15 protein-coding genes are annotated in these 18,412 nt (G+C 74.1%); 8 read left to right on the forward strand and 7 right to left on the reverse strand.

Annotated features, from left to right (window positions below):
• Window positions 1-2: 2 nt before the first annotated feature.
• The 4 genes from IPZ69_RS17795 to IPZ69_RS17810 all read right to left on the reverse strand — a co-directional run bounded on the left by IPZ69_RS17795 (window position 3) and on the right by IPZ69_RS17810 (window position 3,051).
• Complete coding sequence (locus IPZ69_RS17795) at window positions 3-413, reverse strand: (deoxy)nucleoside triphosphate pyrophosphohydrolase (RefSeq protein ID WP_235455119.1); 411 nt, start codon at window positions 411-413, stop codon at window positions 3-5.
• Between the two features lie 30 nt (window positions 414-443).
• Window positions 444-638 carry an SPOR domain-containing protein gene (locus IPZ69_RS17800; RefSeq protein WP_235455120.1) on the reverse strand — a complete coding sequence of 65 codons (195 nt, stop codon included), beginning with the start codon at window positions 636-638 and terminating at the stop codon, window positions 444-446.
• 296 nt (window positions 639-934) lie between these two features.
• Window positions 935-1,687: a GntR family transcriptional regulator gene (locus IPZ69_RS17805; RefSeq protein WP_235455121.1), complete on the reverse strand. Its 753-nt coding sequence runs from the start codon at window positions 1,685-1,687 to the stop codon at window positions 935-937.
• A gap of 146 nt (window positions 1,688-1,833) precedes the next feature.
• Window positions 1,834-3,051, reverse strand: a complete 1,218-nt coding sequence (locus IPZ69_RS17810; protein WP_235455122.1) for a DUF4190 domain-containing protein — start codon at window positions 3,049-3,051, stop codon at window positions 1,834-1,836.
• Between the two features lie 87 nt (window positions 3,052-3,138).
• Here IPZ69_RS17810 and IPZ69_RS17815 point away from each other — a divergent pair, with 87 nt between their 5' ends.
• Together IPZ69_RS17815 and IPZ69_RS17820 are read left to right on the forward strand one after the other, a co-directional pair.
• Window positions 3,139-4,341 (forward strand): serpin family protein, encoded by a 1,203-nt coding sequence (locus tag IPZ69_RS17815; RefSeq protein ID WP_235455123.1) that lies wholly within the window; start codon window positions 3,139-3,141, stop codon window positions 4,339-4,341.
• On the forward strand, window positions 4,338-5,558 hold the full coding sequence (locus tag IPZ69_RS17820) for a serpin family protein (protein ID WP_235455124.1): 1,221 nt from the start codon (window positions 4,338-4,340) through the stop codon (window positions 5,556-5,558). Before IPZ69_RS17815 ends, IPZ69_RS17820 begins: the two co-directional genes overlap by 4 nt.
• Here IPZ69_RS17820 and IPZ69_RS17825 read toward each other — a convergent pair.
• On the reverse strand, window positions 5,530-5,970 hold the full coding sequence (locus IPZ69_RS17825) for a MarR family winged helix-turn-helix transcriptional regulator (protein ID WP_235455125.1): 441 nt from the start codon (window positions 5,968-5,970) through the stop codon (window positions 5,530-5,532). The two genes, IPZ69_RS17820 and IPZ69_RS17825, sit on opposite strands and share 29 nt — an antisense overlap.
• A 128-nt stretch (window positions 5,971-6,098) precedes the next feature.
• On the opposite strand from IPZ69_RS17825, the gene IPZ69_RS17830 reads away from it, so the two are divergent.
• A complete protein-coding gene (locus IPZ69_RS17830; protein WP_235455126.1) occupies window positions 6,099-7,082 on the forward strand; it encodes an SMP-30/gluconolactonase/LRE family protein in 984 nt (327 codons plus the stop codon).
• Window positions 7,083-7,093: 11 nt separating this feature from the next.
• Here IPZ69_RS17830 and IPZ69_RS17835 read toward each other — a convergent pair whose 3' ends face one another.
• Together IPZ69_RS17835 and IPZ69_RS17840 are read right to left on the reverse strand one after the other, a co-directional pair.
• The gene (locus tag IPZ69_RS17835; RefSeq protein WP_235455127.1) at window positions 7,094-7,405 is read right to left on the reverse strand and encodes a hypothetical protein; all 312 of its coding nucleotides are present in this window, start codon (window positions 7,403-7,405) and stop codon (window positions 7,094-7,096) included.
• A gap of 55 nt (window positions 7,406-7,460) precedes the next feature.
• Window positions 7,461-7,682, reverse strand: coding sequence for a hypothetical protein (locus tag IPZ69_RS17840; protein ID WP_235455128.1), 222 nt, complete (start codon window positions 7,680-7,682; stop codon window positions 7,461-7,463).
• Window positions 7,683-7,900: 218 nt separating this feature from the next.
• Between IPZ69_RS17840 and IPZ69_RS17845 the strand changes: the two genes are divergently transcribed.
• Genes IPZ69_RS17845 through IPZ69_RS17865 form a run of 5 tightly spaced genes read left to right on the forward strand, consistent with a single transcriptional unit; the run spans window position 7,901 to window position 18,411 of the window.
• Window positions 7,901-11,518: a DUF4132 domain-containing protein gene (locus IPZ69_RS17845; protein WP_235455129.1), complete on the forward strand. Its 3,618-nt coding sequence runs from the start codon at window positions 7,901-7,903 to the stop codon at window positions 11,516-11,518.
• Window positions 11,515-12,636: an ATP-binding protein gene (locus IPZ69_RS17850; RefSeq protein WP_374293364.1), complete on the forward strand. Its 1,122-nt coding sequence runs from the start codon at window positions 11,515-11,517 to the stop codon at window positions 12,634-12,636. The genes IPZ69_RS17845 and IPZ69_RS17850 overlap by 4 nt, the downstream gene beginning before the upstream one ends.
• Complete coding sequence (locus IPZ69_RS17855) at window positions 12,636-15,005, forward strand: DUF5682 family protein (RefSeq protein WP_235455130.1); 2,370 nt, start codon at window positions 12,636-12,638, stop codon at window positions 15,003-15,005. Before IPZ69_RS17850 ends, IPZ69_RS17855 begins: the two co-directional genes overlap by 1 nt.
• Window positions 15,002-16,234, forward strand: a complete 1,233-nt coding sequence (locus IPZ69_RS17860; RefSeq protein WP_235455131.1) for a VWA domain-containing protein — start codon at window positions 15,002-15,004, stop codon at window positions 16,232-16,234. The genes IPZ69_RS17855 and IPZ69_RS17860 overlap by 4 nt, the downstream gene beginning before the upstream one ends.
• Window positions 16,231-18,411, forward strand: coding sequence for a hypothetical protein (locus IPZ69_RS17865; protein WP_235455132.1), 2,181 nt, complete (start codon window positions 16,231-16,233; stop codon window positions 18,409-18,411). Before IPZ69_RS17860 ends, IPZ69_RS17865 begins: the two co-directional genes overlap by 4 nt.
• The last annotated feature ends 1 nt before the right edge of the window (window position 18,412 follow it).

The raw sequence follows: 18,412 nt of genomic DNA on the forward strand, positions 1-18,412 counted from the left end.
GCTCAGCGCGCCCCGGCGTCGATACGGGCCTCGACCTGCCGCACGGCGGCGACGTCCTGGTCGAGCCAGTCCACGTCCCAGACCTCGGCGGGGGTGAGCCAGCGCAGTTCGTCGTGATCCTGGAGGGGCTTGGGGCGGGCGGAGCCGGGGAGCAGCCGGGCGGTCCACACCTGGAGCACGTACGGATCCTTCAGGGGCCACTCCCCCGGGACGCGCTCGACGGCCTCGGTCTCGACGCCGAGTTCCTCGCGCAGTTCGCGCTCCAGGGCGTGCTCGGGACGCTCGCCGGGCTCGACCTTGCCGCCGGGCAGTTCCCAGCGACCGGCCAGCTCGGGGGGCGCGCTGCGTCGCGCGGCGAGCAGGCGGCCGTCGTCGAGCAGGGCCGCTCCGACCACCACGATCCGTTCCGTCATGGTCGCGAGCCTACGGGAGGGCGCAGGCCGTCAGTTGCGCCTGCCGTCTCCGTTCTGACCTATGCGCTCGACCCAGTAGAGCTGCTTGTGTCCGCGGTCGTCGAGGCTGTCGGCGATCTTCTGGGCCTCGGCCCGGGTCGCGTACCTGCCCACGCGGTAGCGATTGCCGTTGTCGTCCTGCCGTATGACGAGCCAGGGGAAAGAGACCGCGCCTTCACCGCTCATCGCACCCCGCCCCTCCGCGTGCTCTGGCCTCGCCCTCTAAGGAAACCGCACTCCGCATATGCCCGAGCGTACGCCTAACCTTTACGCAGCGAACACGCCTTTTCACAAAGAGGTACGCAACCAGCCAGAACACCGGGGGCGCACGATGACGAATGCGCCGTCCGCGGGCCCGGTGCCTTTGGTCGGCGGCACGCCCGGGACAGCTGGGACCACCTGCGAGAACGGCCGGATTCCAACGGCCCGCCGGCGGGCGTGAATCGGGCGAAGTACGGGGCCAACCGCCCCTGAGGTGTGCGCTACTTCACCGGGAGGTGATACGAGGCACGGTAGCGGTCGGCGGGGATCACCACGTCCGCCGTCTCCACCGGGCGGCCGGAGGCGTAGTACGTGCGCTGGATGACCAGGACGACATGGCCGGGGACGCCGCCCAGGGTGAGCAGTTCCTCGGCGAGGCCGGGGCGGGCACCGACCTCCTCGGTGACGTTGTCGACGATGACGTCGATGGCGCGCATGCGCTCGACGACGCCCATGCCGCCGAGCGGGCCCTCCTCCGGCAGCATCACGGGCGTGCGGCCGGTGACGGCGAGCGGCTCCCAGGAGGTGGAGAGCATCATCGGCTCGCCGGCGTCCCGGTAGAGGTACTTGGTGCACATCACGCGGTCGCCGGGCCGGATGCCGAGCCGCTCGGCGACGGCGCCGCTCGCCTCGGTCTGCTCGCTGTTGGACTCCCAGGTGCCGCGGGCGGCGGCGTCCGACTGCTCCTGCCGGAACGGCGTGGCACCGCCGTTGGGCCGGAACCCGGAGCGGGCCACCCGCCGGGGCACGGGCCGCTCGCGCACATAGGTCCCCGAGCCCGAGCGGCCCTCGACCAGCCCCTCGGCCATCAGCACCTTGCGGGCCTCCAGGGCGACGGTGTCGGAGACCCCGTACTCCTCGCGGATGCGCGCCTGGGAGGGCAGCCGGGTGTGGGGCGGCAGCGAACCGTCGACGATCTTCTTGCGGAGATCACCCGCGACACGCAGGTACGCCGGCTGCTCACCGAATGTCACGGGCCGCTCCCATCAGGTTGTACAGACAGCAACAGCGTGGCAACCGTGGGTTGTGCCATGCAAGCAGAGGCCAGAGAATCACTCGATGTGATGACTTCTGGACCGGGAGGGCTTTACCAGGCACTTTCTCCCCGCTATGGCCGACCTCACACCTGCATGCCGGCGCCGTCCGACCCGCCGCCGGAACCACTGCCACCGCTGTCGGCGGACGGCGGGGTGGTGGCCAGGCCCAGAGCCTTGCGTGCGGTGACCGACTTGGTCGGGTCGAGGAGCTTGAACCCCTTGTCGTAATGGGCGTAGAAGGCGTCCGCGTCGGCGGCCTCGGCGGCCTTGGCCCATTCGGCCCGGGCCTTGTCCAGTTCCCCGGCCAGGACCTCGACCGGCTTCTTCACGTCCGCCGGGTAGGGGTGCGCGCGCAGCAGCCCGGCCTGCCGGGTCAGGGCCCCCGACACCCGGCCCGCCCACGCCTTGTGCCCGGGCAGGTCGTCCTCGACGTACTCCTCGTCGGGCGCGGAGTCGAGCGCCGCGTTGAGGTAGTGCGCGGCCTTCAGGTAGGCGACCTGGTCCGCATCGAGGACGGTCTCGTCGTTGCGCAGCGAACCGGTCAGGTTCTTGCCCTCGCTGACGCTGCCGAACACGCAGGTGATCTCGCGGTCGCCCATGCGCCAGCTGCCCCGGGTGGGCGTCAGGTAGTACACGTCGACGTCGTCGGGGACGGCCCAGCCGTCCATCGCGTAGCTGTCCCGGAGCCCGTAGCAGCGCCGGTCGGCGGTGTCGGTGACCGCGTCGTCGCCGGGGTAGGAGCGGCCCGTCAGCTCGAAGACGGCGAAGACCTCGCCGTCGTGCTCGCGCGCGCAGGACACCTTGTCGACGTCGTACGTCTCACCCGTCAGCGCGCCGCCGGGCGCGTTGAAGCACTCGCCCTTGGCCAGCGAGAGGCTCGCGCCGTCGCGCGCGCCTTCCTTGAACCCCTGCCAGAAGTCGGACGCCCCGCCCGTGGCGAGCGCCAGCACCCACAGCGCGAGCCCGATCGTGGACAGCACGGAGCCGCCGATCGCCAGCCCCTTGCCGCGCTCGCCCCGCTTGCGGATCTGGCTCAGCGCGATCAGCCCGAGCACCAGGCCCACGCCCGGCAGGAAGCAGAGGATGCCGAGGACCAGGGCGGCGATGGCGAGTCCGTTGACGGGCGCCGGGTGGTTGAAGGGACTGTAGCCCTGGTTCCAGGTCTGGTACGGCGGCTGCCCGTAGGGGCCCTGGACGTAGGGGCCCTGCGCGTAGGCACCTTGATCGTACGGTCCCTGCGCGTACGGCGGCGGGTACTGCCCTTCGGGCTGCTGGGGGCCGGGAGGCGGAGGTATGGACACGGGTACCGTGCTCCTGGGTCGGGCGGCGACGACGCTGAACTGACGTACGACTGGGCGCATCGTAAGCGCGCTACGGGTGGGGGTGGAATGCGGGTCGCTAGTGCGACGGTCCGCGCGGTGAACGGGCTGACCGCCCGTTGGGCGGGCACTACGGGGGACGGAACGGTGTTCTCGGCGGCGGGGGTGTGGCCGCTGCTGGCCTTCCTGGCCGACGGGGCCGCGGGGCCGGCGCGGGACGAGCTGTCCCGGGCGCTGGGACTGCCCGCGGAGCAGGCGGCGGGCGCGGCGCGGGAGTTGCTCGCCGCAATGGGGTCCGCGCAAGGGCTCGACACGGCTCTGGGGCTGTGGACCAAGCGCACGCTTCAGCTGCGCGAGGAGTGGGAGGGGGGACTGCCCGCCCAGGCCCACGGGGTACTGACCGGGGACCTCGGGGCGGACCGCGAGGCGCTGGACGCCTGGGCGGTGAAGCGGACCGGCGGGCTGATCGACCGTATGCCGGTGCGGCTGACCGAGGACACCGAGATGGTGCTGGCGAGCGCGCTGGCCCTGCGGACGCGCTGGCTGAGGCCCTTCCACGAGGTGCCGTTGGAGACGGCGTACGAACCCTGGGCCACCACGGAGCGGCTGGGCCTGCGGCGCTCCAGTGCCGCGCTGGACCGGATCGGTGTGGCCGGCACGCCCGACGGGTTCGTCACCGAGCTGAAGGTGCTGGGGAGCAACGCCCTGGACGTCCACCTGCTGCTCGGCGAGGAGGGCATGACACCGGGGCAGGTGCTGGGAGCCGGCGTCGGCATCCTGGCGGGCCGGCACGCGGTCCTGCCCGGGCCCCGGCTGCCGTACGGGCACGTCGGACCGGGCCTGCGGGTGGAGAAGGTGCGCTCCATGGTGCCCGAGCCGCCGTCCCTGGACGTGACGACCGTGGCGTACGACATGAGGGCGAGCCACGACCTGCTGGAGCTGCACCGGCTGTTCGGTCTCACGACGGCAACGGACACCTCGCACGGCCACTTCCCCGGCGTGAGCGGGTACCCGCTCGCCGTCGGGTCGGCCGAGCAGAACACGATGGCGAAGTTCGGCGCGCTGGGCTTCGAGGCGGCCGCGGTGACGGCGTTCGGCGTGGTCGGCGCGGGTGCGGCCGAGCTTCGCTACGTCACCACCAGGATCAGCGCCGCCTTCGACCGCCCCTTCGGCTTCCTGGCCCTGCACCGCCACACACGTCTCGTGCTGGCGGCGGGCTGGGTCACGGATCCGCTGCCGTTCCCCGAGTTCGACGGGGAGGAAGAGTGGTGAGCGGGACGACCGGGGAAACGGTGCGCGCGGTCAACGGGCTGACGGCACGTTGGGCGGGGAGCTGTGCGCGGGGCACGGCCTTCTCGGCCGCCGGTGTCTGGCCGCTGCTGGCCTTCCTGGCCGACGGCGCGGCGGGCCCGGCGCGGGCCGAGCTGGCGCGGGCGCTCGGGGTGCCGGCGGAGCGGGCGGCCTTCGCGGCACGGGAGTTACTGGCCGTGCTGGACGCGATACCCGGCCTGGACTCGGCCCTCGGCCTGTGGACGGACCGCGCGCTGGAGCTGCGGGAGCAGTGGCGGGCCGGGCTGCCCGCCCAGGCACACGGGGTGCTCACCACGGACCTCGCGGCCTCCCAGGAGGCGCTGGACGCGTGGGCGGTGAAGCGGACCGGCGGGCTGATCGAGCGGATGCCCGTCACGCTCACCCCGGACGCCCGGATGGTGCTGGCCTCGGCGCTCGCCCTGCGCACGGACTGGCCGCACCCCTTCACGGAGCTGCCGCTGCGGCCGCGCGGCGGGCCGTGGCAGGGCCGCACGCTGCTCGGGCTGCACCGCAGGGGCGTACGGCCGGACCGGGTCGGTGTGACGAGCACGCCCGAGGGGCTCGTCACCTCGCTGAAGGTGCCGGGCGACAACGGCATCGACGTCCATCTGCTGCTCGGCGAGGAGCGGATGTCCCCCGGGCAGGTACTGCGGGCGGGCGTCGGCGTCCTGGAGCGCGCGCTCGCGGTGACCGGGGGCGGCCGGCTCCCGTACGGGCAGGCGGGTCCGGGCCTGTCGGTCGAGCGGGTGCCGTCCGTCACGCCGGAGCCGCCGGCGCTGGACGTGACGACCGTGGCGTACCGGGTGGCGGCGGACCACGATCTGACGGTCCTGCACCAGTTGTTCGGGCTGACGTCCGCGCTGGACACCCGGCAGGGGCACTTCCCCGGCGTCAGCGGCTCCCCGCTCGCGCTCGGGGCGGCCGGGCAGTCGGCGGTCGCCGAGTTCGGCGCGCTCGGCTTCCGGGCGGCCGCGGCGACGGCCCTGATGCCGGTGGCGGGCAGCGGCCCGCCGCGGTTCCGCCACGAGACCACCGTCGTCCGGGCGCTGTTCGACCGTCCCTTCGGCTTCCTCGCCGCGCACCGGGAGACCCGTCTGGTCCTGGTGGCGGGCTGGGTCGCGGAGCCGAGCCCGTATCCGGCCCCGGACTTCAGGGGCGTTCCCGCTCCAGGACGCTGACACAGCGGGCGAGGAGGCCGGTCAGTGCCGCGCGCTCCTCGCCCGTGAACTCGGCGGCCAGCGCCCGCTCCACGCGTACGGCCCGGGCGTCGGCGTCGGCCATGACGGTGCGGCCCGCCTCGGTGAGGCGGGTCTCCAGCACGTTCTTGTGCCACTCGTGCGGGGTGCGCTCGATCAGTTCACGGTCCTGGAGGTTCTTCAGGACCGTGTTCATGGTCGGCGGGGTGACCCCGCACAGCCGGGCCAGGGCCGCCGCGCTGATGCCGGGGTTGGCGGACAGGTGGAGCAGCGCAGCGTACTGGGCGACGGTCAGGCCCGCCGGCTTCAGGACCGCGGTCTTGGTCGCGTTGAGGGCCTGTTCGGCTCGCTTGAGGTGGGAGCCGAGGCGCTCGGCGGCGGGCATGGACGTCATCTGCGCATGGTAGCCAGCGCGTACATCGATTCACGCCCACGCAAGCATTAATACATTGACGATGATTAGAGCTCTAACTTAGGTTCATATTCGTCATCAAGCGAGTAGCCGAATCGAGAGGCACCACTGTGTCCCGTTCGATCCACCGACGTACCTTCCTGACCGCCACCGCCGCCCTGGCCGTCGCCGCGGCCGCCCCCGGCGCCCAAGCGGCCGAGAGGACCCACGTCTCCCCCGCCTTCACGCTGCCCGGTGACCGCGTCTATCCCGAGGGCATCGCGCTCGACCCGCGCACCGGCGACGCGTACGTCGGCTCGTTCGCGGACGGCACCGTGTACCGGGCCGCCCCCGGCCGGCGCACCGCCGAGGTCTTCCTGCCGGCCGGCGCGGACGGCCGGCACACCGCCAACGGCCTGAAGGCCGACCGCGCGGGCCGGCTCTGGGTCATCGACTCCAGCGCCGGCGTCGACGTGTACGACCTGCGCGACCGCTCCCTGATCGCCCGCTTCGAGGTGCCGGGCAGCGGCCCGCGCATGGTCAACGACCTGGCGATCACCCCGGACGGCACGGCGTACCTCACCGACAGCCGCCGCCCGGTGCTCTACCGCGTCACGCCCGCCGACCTGGCCCGCGCCCGCGGCGGCCGCGCGGCCCTCACCCCGTACGTCGACTTCAGCGGCGTCCTGGCCCCGCACCCCTCCGAAGCCTTCACCCTCAACGGCATCGTCGCCGACCCGGCCGGGCGCCGGCTGTTCGTCGTCGACATGACCGGCGGCGACCTCTACCGGGTGGACGTGGCCACCGGAGCCATACGCCGGGTCGCCCTGCACGGCGGCGACCTGACCCACGGCGACGGCCTGGAGCTGGCCCACGGCACGCTCTGGGCGGCGCACAACACCGTGAACACGATCAGCCGCTGGCGGCTGTCGCCGGACGGCACCTCGGCCCGCCTGGAGCGCAGCCTCACCGATCCCGCGCTCCAGATCCCGACCACGCTGGTCCGGGAGCGGGGGCGGCTGCTCGTGGTGCGGTCGCAGTTCGACAAGGGCGGGCCGATGGGACCCGGGGTGCCCGAGATCCCGTTCACCGTGGCGCGGGTGCACGGGATCTGACGGCCGGCATCTCAGCCGCCGGCGAGCGCGACCAGTCTGACGAAGACCAGGTCGGGGTCGGTCGTCAGGTCGACGAGTTCGTCGAGGTCCTCGACCTGGCGGTCGGCGGCCAGGACGAAGAAGCCGTTGGCCAGGAGGGCGCGTTCGGCGATCTCGGCCTGGCGTTCCCAGTCGAGCGGCCGGGGTGTGCGCAGGCGGTAGCCGTTCAAGTCGGTCTCGGCGTCCTCGGGGCGGACGAGGCCGTTGAAGCGGTGGGCCGGGCGGGCGTTGTGGCGGGCGACCTCCTCCCGGACCCGCAGCCGGATCAGGTCGCGTACGGTCATCCGGTCCGGGAGGCCGGCGACCTCCCACGCGCCGGCCGGACTGAGGTCCGCCCAGTCACGGACTCCGTCCGCGCGACGAGCGCCTCGAACATCCGGCGCCCTCGACCGCGAAGCGGGCCCACGTCGCCGTGGGCGTGGCGGCACGGCCGAGGCCGTAGGCCACCGGGAGGAGGTCGCCGAGCTCCTCGTCGGAGATACGCGACAGGTCGATGCCTCGCACGTCGTGCGGAGGGGCCGGGTCGGTCAGCGCGCGTGTCAGACGCTCGGCGGTGTTCATCGGGCACTCCTGCGACCGGCCTCGAACTTCCGCCGGGCCGCGGCCAGGAGGGTGTCGTAGCGCATGAACGGATCATCGCAGGGGCCACTGACAACGCCATCGAGCTGCGGATTCACGGCTTCTGACGGGCAAGCGGAGGCGTTGTCAGTGTGCCCCGTTACTGTGACCGCCACCTGAACGAGCGATCATCCGACCACCGAGTCGGCGGAGGAGGGGCTGTGGGGCGCTGGGAGTTGGTCGGCGACGGTTCGGCGAAGTTCTGGGAGGCGGAGGCCGAGGGCGACACCGTCACCGTGCGCTACGGGCGCATCGGCACGGACGGCCGTACGCAGGTGAAGGAGCTGGAGTCCGCCGAGGCGGCCGAGCGGTACCTGGCGAAGGTGGTCGCCGAGAAGGAGCGCAAGGGGTACGCGGAGGTCACGGACGAGGCCTCCGGGACCGCCACGCGGGCGGTCACGGCGCAGGCCGCGCCCGCACCGGCGGACGTACGGAGCGGAGCGGAGGGCGCCCAGGGCGTGGTGTTCCCCGACGAGGAGTCCTTCGAGATGCCCGTCGGCTGGCGGCGGTTGGTGTACCCGAGGCGCGGCGGGATCGAGCGCAGCGTCCCCCGGCCGCACGCCGATGCCGCTGAGCTGGTGGCCGGCCGGCGGCAGGAGTCGGCGAGCTGGATCGAGGAGATGCTGTCCGCCCCGAAGAGCGACCAGCGGATCGTCGAGGACACCCGGGCGCACCTGAACGGCAGCCACAACCCGCTGGGCGCGGCCGTCGTGGCGCATCTGACCATGCACTACCAGCTGCCCGACGGCGTCTTCGCGGACACCTGGGTGCAGGACCACGGGCTGGCGTTCGCCGCCCGCGCGGTGGTGGAGTACTTCGACATCGAGCTCCACTACATGCAGTACGGGGGACGCCGGGAGGACCCCTGGATCTCCGCGCGCCCGGTGACCAGCCCCCTCGGCTTCCACGACGGACGGTCCAAGTTCGCCGACCGGATCCGCTTCCTGCTGGCCGCGGCGGACGAGGAGACCTACCGGCGGACGGTCGCGGCCCTGGCCGGCTGCCGCAGCGACGTGCGCCGCCGCATCGTCGTGTCCTACCTGGTGCCCGGCGAGCGCGACTGGGTCGAGGAGTGCTGCGCGGAGGCGGACAAGGCCGAGGGGGCGCTGAGGGCGATGCTGCTGTGCTCGCTGAACTCCCCCGAGCAGCTGGCCCACTTCGGCCGCAGCTTCCGCCTCGGCTACAACGACTGGACCATGTCGCTGGTCGCCACGCTCGCCGAGGGCACCGGCAAGGCCTTCGCGCCCGTGCTGGACGAGGCCATCGAGTCGGCGTACGGCTCCGACCGGGTCAAGGTCTTCGCCGGCGCCCTGGTGAAGCTGCCGACGGACAGCGCCTTCCACAGCCTCCTGACCCGTGTCGAGGACAAGCACGTCCGCCCGCACCTCCTGGAGGCGATGCGCTGCTACCCGGTCCGCGCCCTGCGCCTGCTGAGCGAGGTGGCGCGCGGCCCCGCCAAGTACGCGCCGATGGCCGAGCAGTTGCTGGCCTCGCACGTCCTCGCACACCCGGAACTGACCGCCGCCGCGCTGCCCGACCTGCCCGCCGAGGTCGCCGCCCACCTCGAACCCCTGCTCACCCGCACCGACCGGATGCCCGAGGCTCCGGCGGACGCGTTGCCCCCGCTGCTGGTCGACCCGCCGTGGACGAAGAAGCGTACGGCGCGCAAGGCCCGCGTGGCGGCCCAGATACCGGCGGCCCCGGCGCCGCGGGTCGTCTGGCAGCCGGACGAGCAGGAGGCCTGGGCCGGGACCACCTCCTGGTACAGCAATTGGCGCGGTGCGTACACCTGGAGCGATGAGATCAAGAAGCTCCAGCGGGGCGAGCAGCTCAAGGACGTCCGGGACGCCCGGCTGTTCGTGGCCGTCGCCGCGGACGTGGTCCGCCCACTGCTGGCCCACTTCACCCCCGAGGACTACTGGGACGGCGAGAACGCGCTCAAGCCGGTGGCGGCGAAGCACGGTGTGCACGCCCTCCCGCTGCTGCTGCGCGCCTCCGCACGGCACCCCGGCACGCTCGGCCCGCTGCTCCTGCCGTATCTCGACGTCGAGGTCGCCGGTCAGGTGTGCGACTGGCTGGCCCGGCTGAAGTCGGCCGACGCCACGGGCCGCGCCTGGCTGTCGCGGCACGGCCTGAGCGCCGTGCCCGTCCTGGTCCCGCACGCCGTGGGTCCGGTCGGCGTCGTGCGGCGCGGCGCCGAGAAGGCGCTGCGGCTGCTGGCGGCCGAGCACGGCGACGAGGCGGTCCTGCGGGCCGCCGCCGCATGCGGGCAGGAGGCCGCGGGCATCGTCGAGGAGCTGCTGGCCGCCGACCCGCTGGAGAGCGCCCTTCCCGCGCGTATCCCCGCCGTCGCCGCCTGGGCCGACCCGGCGGTGCTGCCGCAGCTGCTGCTCACGGAGGGCGGCGCGCTGCCCGCGGACGCGGTGCGGCACGCCCTCACCCTGCTCGCGCTGTCCAAGCCCGGCGAGGTCTACCCCGGCCTGGACACCCTGACCACGCACTGCACCGCCGACTCCCTCGCCGACTTCGTCTGGGGCCTGTTCGAGCAGTGGCGGCTGTCCGGCATGCCCGCCAAGGACAGCTGGGCGCTGCACGCGCTGGGCTGGCTCGGCGACGACGAGACCGTACGCCGCCTCACTCCCGTGCTGCGCGCCTGGCCCGGCGACGGCGCGCACCACCGTGCCGTGGAGGGCCTGAGCGTCCTCGCGACGATCGGCACCGACGTGGCGCTGCTGCATCTGCACGGCATAGCCCAGCGGGTGCCGTTCAAGGCGCTCAAGGTCCGCGCCCAGGAGAAGATCACCGAGGTCGCCGAGGGTCTGGGGCTCACGGCGGAGCAGCTGGGCGACCGTCTCGTCCCCGACTTCGGTCTCGACGCGGACGGCAGCACGGTCATCGACTACGGCACGCGCAGCTTCACCGTGGGCTTCGACGAGCAGCTGCGCCCCTACGTCCGCGACTCCGACGGCAAGCGCCGCAAGGCCCTGCCGGCCCCCGGCGCCAAGGACGACCCGGAGCTGGCGCCCGCCGAGCGCAAGCGGTTCGCCGCGCTGAAGAAGGACGTCCGCACCGTCGCCACCGACCAGGTGCGCCGGCTGGAGGCGGCGATGGTGGCGCAGCGCGGCTGGACGGCGGGCGAGTTCCAGGAGCTGTTCGTCGCCCACCCGCTGCTGTGGCACCTGGTGCGGCGGCTGGTCTGGCTCAGCGAGACGGACGGTACGGTGACGGCCTTCCGGGTCGCCGAGGACCGCACCTTCGCCGATGTCGACGACGACGAGCTGACGCTGTCCCAGGAGGCGACCGTCCGCGTCGCGCACCCGCTGCACCTGGGCGGGGACCTGGAGACCTGGTCGGAGCTGTTCGCCGACTACGAGATCCTGCAGCCCTTCCCGCAACTGGGCCGCGCGGTCCACGCGTTCACCGCGGAGGAGGAGTCGGGCCACCGGCTGGCCCGGTTCGAGGGCGCCACCGTACCGGTCGGCAAGCTGCTGGGCCTGACCAAGCGCGGCTGGGAGCGGGGCGAACCGCAGGACGCGGGCGTGGAGCGCTGGTTCCACCGGCGTATCGACGACGGCCGCTACCTGGTGATCGACCTCGACCCGGGCATCCCCGTCGGCTGGGTCGACGGGCTCGGCGACCAGACCTTCCGGGCCGTCTGGATCGACACCACTCCGGGCGACTTCTGGGAGAGCCGCCCGTTCCCGCTCCGCTTCGCCGGTCTCCCCCCAGTGATCGCCTCCGAACTGCTCGCCGACCTCACCGAGGTGACCGCCAAGTGACCGCCACACCCGCCACCGGCACCGATACCGGCACCGGCACCGGCACCGAGGAGCTGGTGCAGCGCCCGCCCGCCGAGGTGCGGTACGCCGACGAACTCGCGGCCCTGCGCGCGGCCGACGGCGATCCCCGCCCGCCGGGCTGGCAGCTCAGCCTGCGCGCCGCCCGCCGCTTCATCGTCGGCGACGAACGGGCCGGAGTCAGCCGCAAGTTCGTCGGCAACGCCGCCCTGGTGGAGCGGGCCCTGGTGACCCTCGCCACCAACCGCGGCCTGATGCTCGTCGGCGAGCCGGGCACGGCCAAGTCGCTGCTGTCGGAGCTGATCTCGGCGGCCGTCAGCGGCAGCTCCGCGCTCACCGTGCAGGGCGGCGCGGCCACCACCGAGGACCAGATCAAGTACTCCTGGAACTACGCGCTGCTGGTCTCCGAAGGACCCTCTCCCCGCTCGCTGGTGCCCGCGCCGATGCTGCGCGGCATGGCCGAGGGGCGGATCGTGCGGTTCGAGGAGATCACCCGCTGCCCCCTGGAGGTGCAGGACTGCCTGCTCTCCCTGCTGTCCGACCGGGTCATCACCATCCCGGAACTGCACGGACCGCAGGGCCTGGTCTTCGCCAGGCACGGCTTCAACGTCATCGCCACCGCCAACACCCGCGACCGGGGCGTCAACGAGATGAGCGCCGCCCTCAAGCGCCGCTTCAACTTCGAGACGGTCTTCCCCATCGCCGACTTCGACACCGAGCTGGCCCTGGTGGAGGCCGAGGCCACGGCGCTGCTGCGGCAGTCCGGGGTGGAGCCGCCGCCGCGCCGGGACGTGCTGGAGGTCCTGGTCGGCACGTTCCGCGAGCTGCGCGGCGCCTTTGGGCAGGGCGAGCGGATGTCCACGGTGATGAGCACCGCCGAGGCCGTGTCCGTCGCGCACGCGGTGGGGGTGCGCGGCTGGTTCCTGCGCGGGGAGCCGGGCAGCGCCGCCGACGTGGTGGCGAGCCTCGCGGGTACGGCGGCCAAGGACAGCCCCGAGGACCTGGCCCGGCTGCGCCGCTTCCTGGAACAGGAGGTACCGCGCCGCAAGGGCACCCAGTGGCGGGCCCTGCACGACGCACGGCACCTGCTGGCGGACTGATGACGAACACCCCGCCCGCCGACCCGCCGGCGCCGGACGCCGCTGCCGCCGGCGCCGGCGTCGCCACCGCTTCCGCCGTCTTCCTGGGCGTACGGCACCACTCCCCCGCCTGCGCCCGTCTGGTCGCCCGCGCGATCGAGACGTTGCGGCCGGCGTACGTGCTGGTGGAGGGGCCGGCGGACATGAACGCCCGGCTGGACGAGCTGCTGCTCGAACACCGGCTGCCGATCGCCGTCTTCAGCCACTACCGCGACGAGACGCGCGTCGCCACCTCGTGGGCCCCGCTGTGCGAGTACTCCCCGGAGTGGATCGCCCTGCGTCAGGGGCGGGCCTCGGGAGCGGAGGTGCGGTTCATCGACCTGCCCGCCTGGCACCCGGCCTTCGCGGAGCGCGCCGAGCGGTACGCCAACCGCTACGCCGACGCCGAGGCCCGCTACGCGCGGGCGACGGAGCGGCTGTGCGCGCACTTCGGCGTGGACTCGGTGGACGCGCTGTGGGACGGGCTGTTCGAGGTCACCGAACCGGGTGACGACCTGATGACGCGCCTCGACGCCTACTTCGACCTGGTGCGCGGCGACGCCGAGGCGGACCCCGGCGACCGGGCGCGCGAGGAGTACATGGCGTCGTGGGTGCGCGCCGCGCTGGCGCGGGCGGGCGGCCGGCCGGTGCTGGTGGTGACCGGCGGCTTCCACCAGCCGGCGCTGCGCGCCCTGGCGGACCGGGACGGCCCGGCCGACTGGCCCGAGGTGCCCGCGCCGCCCGAGGACGCGCTCGGCGGGAGCTTCCTGGTGCCGTACTCCTTCCGGCAGTTGGACGCCTTCTCCGGCTACCAGTCCGGCATGCCCTCGCCCGGCTACTACCAGCGGCTGTGGGAAGCGGGCCCGGAGCAGGCGGCGCGGGGCCTGCTCCGCTCGGTCGCCGACCGGCTGCGGGCCCGCGGGATCCCGGTCTCCACGGCCGACCTGATCGCCGCACGCGGTCTGGCCCAGGGGCTGACCCTGCTGCGCGGGCATCCGTACGAGACCCGGGTGGACGTCCTGGACGGTCTGGCCGGCGCTCTGATCAGCGACGACCTGGACCGGCCGCTGCCGTGGACCACCGGCGGCACGCTCAGCGCGGGCACGCACCCGGTGGTGGTGGAGATGGTCGCCGCCTGCGCCGGCGAGGCCGAGGGGCGGCTGCACCCCGACACGCCCCTGCCCCCGCTGGTGCACGACGTGACCGAGCGGCTCGTCCGCCTGGGCCTCGCCGACGCCGAAGGACCGGTCACCCTCGACCTGACGTCGGCGGGCGGACTGATGCGCAGTCAGGTGCTGCACCGGCTGCGGGTGCTGGACATCCCCGGCTTCACCCGGGTCTCGGGGCCGGCCGACGGCGCCGACCCGGTGTTCACCGAACGCTGGCAGCCGGGCCGGGTGAGCGGGCGCGAGGCGGCGCTCATCGAGGCGGGCGCGTACGGGGCGCGGCTGGACGAGGCGGCCTCGGTGGTGCTCGGCGAGCGGGCGCGCGACGCGGGCCCGGACGTCGGCCCGCTCGCCGGGCTGCTGTTCGACACGGTGCTGTGCGGGGTGGGCCCGCTGTGCGGGGAACTGCTGGGCGCGCTGGCCGCGCGGGTGGGGCGGATCAGGGAGCTGGGCTCGCTCGGCGAGGTGCTGGCGGCGGCGCTGGGCCTGTGGCGCCACGACCGGGTGTTCGGCGTGGCCCGCGACCCGCTGCTGGGCAGCGTGGTGGCGGACGCGGCCGACCGGGTGTTCTGGCTGGCGGAGGGGCTGCACGGCGGACCCGGCGTGGACTTCGCCCGGCTGCGCGCGCTCGCGGCCGCGCGGGACGCGCTGCTGCACGCGCCCGAACTTCTCTCGCTGACCCGGGAGGCGGCCGCCGAGGCGGCCGGCCGTATCAGCCGGGACCAGCGGGCCCCCGCCGACCTGCGGGGTGCCGCGTTCGGCCTGCGCTGGGCGCTCGGCACCCCGGACGATCCGGCGGCTGCCGTACGGGCCCTCGCCTCGGCCCCGGCCGACACCCTCGGGGACTGGCTGGCCGGCCTGTTCGCCGTGGCCCGCGAGGAGGTCGTGGGCGGCGCGGCGGCGGGCGGGGAGCCGCTGGTGGACGTCCTGGACGGGGTCGTCTCGGCGATGACCGAGGGCGACTTCCTCATCGGCCTGCCCGCGCTCCGGCAGGCCTTCGCCTTCTTCCCGCCCCGCGAACGGGAGCGCATCGCACAGCGCCTGCTGGAGCGGCGCGGGGCACGCGGCTCGGCCCGTTCCCTGCTGCGCACGACCGCCGACCCACTGCTGCTGGCCCGCGCCGCAGCCCTGGAGGACAACGTGGCCCGACTGCTCGACCGGTACGGCTTGGGGGCGACGCGATGAACTCCTTCGAACCGGAGGGGACTTCGGAAGCAGCCTCGCAGCCGGCGTCGGCATCGGCGTCGGCATCGGGAAGCGCCCCCGTCCCCGACGCCTCCCTCGAACGCTGGCGACTGATCCTCGGTTCCGCCGCCGAACGCCGCACCGGTGCGCTGCACGGCTCGGCCGCCGCCCAGGACGCCGCGCTGGACTGGCTCTACGGCCGCGACGAGGACCTGCGCCGACGTGGTGTGCGGCGTGGCCCGGGCGGCCCCCGCGAGGGCGGCTCGGAGCCGTCCCAACTGACCGCCGTCGACTGGCTCGACGACATCCACCGGCTGTTCCCGAAGGAGACCGTGGAGCGGCTGGAGCGCGACGCCGTGGAGCAGTACGAGATCCACGAGATCGTCACCGACCCGGACGTCCTCGCCCGCGTCGAGCCCAGCCAGACCCTGCTGCGCGCGGTCCTGCGCACCAAGCACCTGATGAGCGCCGACGTGCTGGCGGCGGCCCGGCGGATCGTGGAGAAGGTCGTACGGGACCTGATGGAGCGTCTGCGGCCGGAGGTCCGCCGGGCCTTCACCGGCGCCCGCTCCCGCCGCCCCAGCCTGCTGCCCCTGGCCCGGGACTTCGACTTCCGGAGCACGATCCGGGCGAACCTCGCCCACTACCAGCCCGAGGAGCACCGCATCCTGATCCAGCGGCCGCACTTCCACTCCCGTACCCGCCGCCACCTTGAGCAGTGGCAACTTGTGCTGCTGGTCGACCAGTCGGGGTCGATGGCCGGCTCGGTGATCCACTCCGCCGTCACGGCCGCCTGCCTGTTCAGCCTGCCGGGTCTGAAGACCCATCTGGTCGCCTTCGACACCCAGGTGGTGGACCTGACCTGCGACGTGACCGATCCGGTGGAGCTGTTGATGAAGGTCCAGCTCGGCGGCGGCACCGACATCGCCCGTGCCGTCGACTACGGCGCCGGTCTGATCGGGAACCCCCGGCGGAGCATCGTCGCCGTGGTCTCCGACTTCTACGAGGGCGGAGACTCGTACCGCCTGGTCCGTACCGTACGGACGATGGTCGGCCAGGGCACCACCGTGCTGTGTCTGGCCGCCCTGGACGAGGAGGCCGATCCCGTCTACGACCGGGCCCTCGGGGCGCGGCTCGCGGAGGCCGGGGCGCATGTGGGCGCGATGACGCCCGGCCGGCTGGCCGAGTTCGTCGCCGAGAAGGTGGGCAGCGGAGGGCAGAGCCGATGAACCGGGCCGACCTGCGGGCGCTTTCGCCGGAGACGCTCGCCGCCCTCGCCAACCGCGGCCTCGTCAAGCGCGCCGAGAAGGACCTTACGGCGGGCTCCGGTCCGACCGTGACCGCCACCGACGACGGCACCGTACGCGGGACGTTCCCGGACGGCACCGAGACCGAACTGCCGCCGGGCGTCGGCCTGGACGAGGCGACGTGCGGCTGCGGCGCGGCGGGTATCTGCCGGCACCGGATCGGCCTGGTCCTGGCGTACCAGCGGACGGCCGTGGGCGCCTCGCAGGAGCGTCGCGCGACGGCGGACGTCCCCGGTCCACGCACCGCACCCAAGACACCGGACCGGGACACCGACGGGAGCGCCCCGGATCACCGCACGGACGCGGACGGCCCCGACGCCTCGGAGCGCGCCCGCGACACCCTCACGAACCCGGTCGAGCGCGCCGGGGACTCCGGATCGCCCCCGGTCGAGCCCGGCACCGGGCGCGGGTTCGTCGACTGGTCACCGGGCGACTTCGACGACGACGCGCTCACCGCGGCCCTGGGCCGCCCCGCGCTGACCTCCGCGCGCCGGCTCCGCGACCGCGGCTACACCGCTCGCCTGCACCGCCCCGACCCCCAGGACCCGGTGCCCCGCGTGGAGTTGCCCACCTGTTCCGTCAGCTTCCCGGTCCCGCACGAGCTGGGGTACGCCCTCACCGACGCGGCCGGTCCGCTGCGCGGCGAGGTCGTGGCCCTGGCGGTCTGGGCCTTCCGCGCGGGCGACGCCGGCCGGACGACCCAGGTGGCCGTCGGCGGTCGTACGGCCGCCACGGACGGCCCCGACGACGCGCTGCGCACCGCCCTCGCCCTGGCCGACGAACTCCTGCTGGACGGAGTGCAGCAGGCGGGTCCGGTGTTCGCCGGGTCGCTCCAGCGCGCCCGGGAGGCGCTGACCGCCACCTCCCGGCACTGGCCGGCCGGAGCGGTGGCCGAGCTCCAGGAGCAGGTCGGGGCGTACGCGGCGCGCGGCACGCACTACGACCCGCGGCGCCTCGCCTCTCTGCTGGCCGAACTGCACGCCCGCCACCGCGCGGCGAAGCGCGACCCGGCCGGGGTGCTGGGCACCAAGGAGGCGCCGGTGCCCCCGCTGCGCCGGGTACGCCTGGTGGCGCTCGGCTGCCGGATCGGCGGCACCGCCGGGGACCGTACGGCCGAGACGTACTTCGCCCACGCCGACGCGGGCATCGCCCTGGTGCTGCGCAAGCGCTGGGAGCTGACGGAGGGCCAGGAGCCCACCGGCCACGAGTTGTCCACGCGGCGCCTGCTCGGCTCCCCGCTGCTCGGGCTGGCCACCGCGAACGTGGTGAGCGAGCACACCTCCCGCGCGGCCGACCGTACGGTCACCATCTCCCGGGGCCGGATCGCCGCCACCAGCGTCACCCCGGTCGGCTCCGCCTGGACGGAACTGCCGGGCACCCTGCTGCTCCGGGACGTCGCCGCCCATCTGCGGGCCGCCGCGGACCGCCCGCCGCGCCTCGTCCGGCCCCGCGTCGAGGCGGAGTCGGTGCGGGTGGTCGCGGTGAGCACGGTGGACCGGGTCGGCTACGACCCCGCGGCACAGCGCCTGGAGGCGATCGTCCACGACCCGGCGGGCAACGAGATCCTGATCCGCGCCGACTACAACCCGCTCTGCCCGGGCGGCCTGGACGCGCTCGCGGCCGCGCTCGGCGAGGGCGAGGTCCGCTGTGTCAGCGGCATGCTGAACCGCGCCGACGGCCGGATCGTGCTGGACCCGCTGGCGGTGCTGACCGCCACGGGCGTGGTCGTCCCGGATCTCGCGCCCGGCGTCGGCGACGCCACGCTGGACACGGCGCCGCTGCGCCCGGCCGACCCGATCACGGCGGCGCTGGAATCCGCCCTGACCGCCCTGGCCGACGCGGCCCACCACGGCCTGAGCCGGCTGTCCGGCGCCACCCGCACCCGGCTGACCGACGGTGCGGCCGAGTTGCGCCGCACCGGCCTGCACACCGCCGCACGCCTGCTGACCGACCTGCACACGACCCTCCACCGCGACGGCGCAGCCACGGCGGTCCCGGCCTGGGTGGACGCCCAGATCCACCTGAGTGTCACGCTGGAACTGCACCAGGAGGGCGCCACGACGCCGACGGAAATGCCTGGCACCGGGACCGGCCCGTAGC

The sequence above is a fragment of the Streptomyces olivochromogenes genome (assembly GCF_021538895.1).
In the GTDB taxonomy this organism is placed as follows: domain Bacteria; phylum Actinomycetota; class Actinomycetes; order Streptomycetales; family Streptomycetaceae; genus Streptomyces; species Streptomyces olivochromogenes_A.

Coding starts and splice junctions, on each gene's coding strand:
- IPZ69_RS17795 (WP_235455119.1), bottom strand. CDS start 413: ATGACGGAACGGATCGTGGTGGTCGGAGCGGCCCTGCTCGACGACGGC.
- IPZ69_RS17800 (WP_235455120.1), bottom strand. CDS start 638: ATGAGCGGTGAAGGCGCGGTCTCTTTCCCCTGGCTCGTCATACGGCAG.
- IPZ69_RS17815 (WP_235455123.1), top strand. CDS start 3,139: ATGCGGGTCGCTAGTGCGACGGTCCGCGCGGTGAACGGGCTGACCGCC.
- IPZ69_RS17825 (WP_235455125.1), bottom strand. CDS start 5,970: ATGACGTCCATGCCCGCCGCCGAGCGCCTCGGCTCCCACCTCAAGCGA.
- IPZ69_RS17835 (WP_235455127.1), bottom strand. CDS start 7,405: ATGACCGTACGCGACCTGATCCGGCTGCGGGTCCGGGAGGAGGTCGCC.
- IPZ69_RS17840 (WP_235455128.1), bottom strand. CDS start 7,682: ATGAACACCGCCGAGCGTCTGACACGCGCGCTGACCGACCCGGCCCCT.
- IPZ69_RS17855 (WP_235455130.1), top strand. CDS start 12,636: ATGACGAACACCCCGCCCGCCGACCCGCCGGCGCCGGACGCCGCTGCC.
- IPZ69_RS17860 (WP_235455131.1), top strand. CDS start 15,002: ATGAACTCCTTCGAACCGGAGGGGACTTCGGAAGCAGCCTCGCAGCCG.
- IPZ69_RS17865 (WP_235455132.1), top strand. CDS start 16,231: ATGAACCGGGCCGACCTGCGGGCGCTTTCGCCGGAGACGCTCGCCGCC.